Source organism: Neobacillus mesonae (assembly GCF_023715155.1).
GTDB classification, from domain to species: Bacteria; Bacillota; Bacilli; order Bacillales; family Cytobacillaceae; genus Neobacillus; species Neobacillus mesonae_A.
This window is the reverse complement of the sequence record NZ_JAMBNQ010000159.1, coordinates 1-255: the sequence shown is the minus strand read 5'-3', so window position 1 is coordinate 255 and position 255 is coordinate 1. Positions and strand designations below refer to the sequence as shown.

Annotated in this window: 1 tRNA gene and 1 rRNA gene; both read right to left on the bottom strand. The window is 44.7% G+C overall.

The window, feature by feature from the left end:
* Positions 1-36: 36 nt before the first annotated feature.
* Positions 37-113: transfer RNA gene (locus tag M3183_RS27680), tRNA-Ile, on the bottom strand.
* Positions 114-178: 65 nt separating this feature from the next.
* Positions 179-255 (bottom strand): 16S ribosomal RNA (locus M3183_RS27675); the annotation flags it as partial.

Below are 255 nucleotides of genomic sequence, written 5' to 3'. Positions count from 1 at the left end.
TAAGGCCCCAATATAATATAAAAGTAAACAAAAAAATGGTGGGCCTAAATGGACTTGAACCATCGACCTCACGCTTATCAGGCGTGCGCTCTAACCAGCTGAGCTATAGGCCCACATTATTATGAGAGTCATTCTCTCAAAACTAAACACCCAAAACGTCAACCCTAAATATCCTTAGAAAGGAGGTGATCCAGCCGCACCTTCCGATACGGCTACCTTGTTACGACTTCACCCCAATCATCTGTCCCACCTTAG